This is a genomic window from Teichococcus vastitatis, assembly GCF_003604215.1.
Classification (GTDB): domain Bacteria; phylum Pseudomonadota; class Alphaproteobacteria; order Acetobacterales; family Acetobacteraceae; genus Pseudoroseomonas; species Pseudoroseomonas vastitatis.
Genome location: NZ_QXGS01000167.1, coordinates 1 through 1,086, shown reverse-complemented (window position 1 = coordinate 1,086; position 1,086 = coordinate 1). Strand labels below are relative to the sequence as shown.

Here is a 1,086-nt window from a genome sequence, read left to right as displayed (position 1 = left end):
GGTGGATCTGGCCAGTCTTGAGCACCAGCTAGCCATTGAGGTCGATGGACACACACATAAGCAGCGCAAGTGGCGCTTCCTGGATGCCCGCAAGACCGCCGTGCTGAACGCGCTGGGCTGGCGCGTCATCCGGTTCTGGAATGAGCAGGTACTGGCGGATCTAGACGCCGTCGTGAGTGAGATCCGGCGGCAGATGAGCACCTGTTCATCTTCAGACTCTCTGCCTCTCCTGGATCTGTCGCAGCCGCCAACAGGATCCACCTCATTAACGGAATGAGGATGGAAGGCTCAGCTTGCTTTCGGGGCCACACATCCATCAAGGTGGAGCATGTTCTGCGTCTCCGAGAGCGACGCCGCCGCGATCCACGCTGCCTTTCAGGCGGACGGTGAGTTCGCGGCCGCAGTGGAACTGCGGCGTCGCTTCGTCGGTATCAGCAGCAACGCCGAGGCGCGCCGCTCCGTGCAGATGATCCTGAGGTGGATGCCGCCTGGGCAGCCTTCGACCTTGGCAGAGCCGGCGCGGAGAGAAGCGGCGGGGCGTGCTGCGAAGTAACTGTCGCCTGCTCAACGGCTTCAACGTCAGCACCAGGATGAGAACCCAGCCAGGATTGCAGGACACCAAAGGGCACTGCCTGCCTGATGTTCGATGCTGTTCCGCAGACGGCCCGTTGATTGTCACTCGGCCGCCTCCACGAAGGGTTAGAGGACCGCTACGCGGCCGATCGCCGTGACGATGTGGTCGGCCATGCCAGGGTCACGCGTGTCATGTCCGGCCTCGCCGAGCACCACCAGTTCACTTCCTGGCCATGCCCGCGCAAGCTGCCAGGGAGTGGCCAGGGGGCTCCCGAAATCCAATCGCCCATGGATCAGGATGCCGGGAATGTTGGCCAGATGGGACATCCGCCGAAGCAGCGCATCTTCTTCCAGCCAGGCTGCATGACGCCAGTAATGCGTCACCAGCCGCGCGAAGCCGAGCCTGAAGGCGGGATCGGCGTAGCGGGGATGCGGCTTGTAGCCCGGTGTCACGGCCACAATCGCCGCCTCCCAGTCGCACCAGTCCCGGGCCGCTTTCCCATGAACAGCCGG

At 63.7% G+C, this 1,086-nt stretch carries 1 protein-coding gene and 1 pseudogene; one reads left to right on the top strand and one right to left on the bottom strand.

Features of this window, described 5'->3' with window-relative positions; translation table 11 throughout:
- Nucleotides 1-277, top strand: a 277-nt coding sequence (locus D2K64_RS23710) for an endonuclease domain-containing protein (RefSeq protein ID WP_120010890.1), incomplete at its 5' end; no start/stop codon positions are given.
- 422 nt (nt 278-699) lie between these two features.
- Here D2K64_RS23710 and D2K64_RS23700 read toward each other — a convergent pair.
- Nucleotides 700-1,086 (bottom strand): annotated as a pseudogene (locus D2K64_RS23700) (prolyl aminopeptidase); the annotation flags it as partial.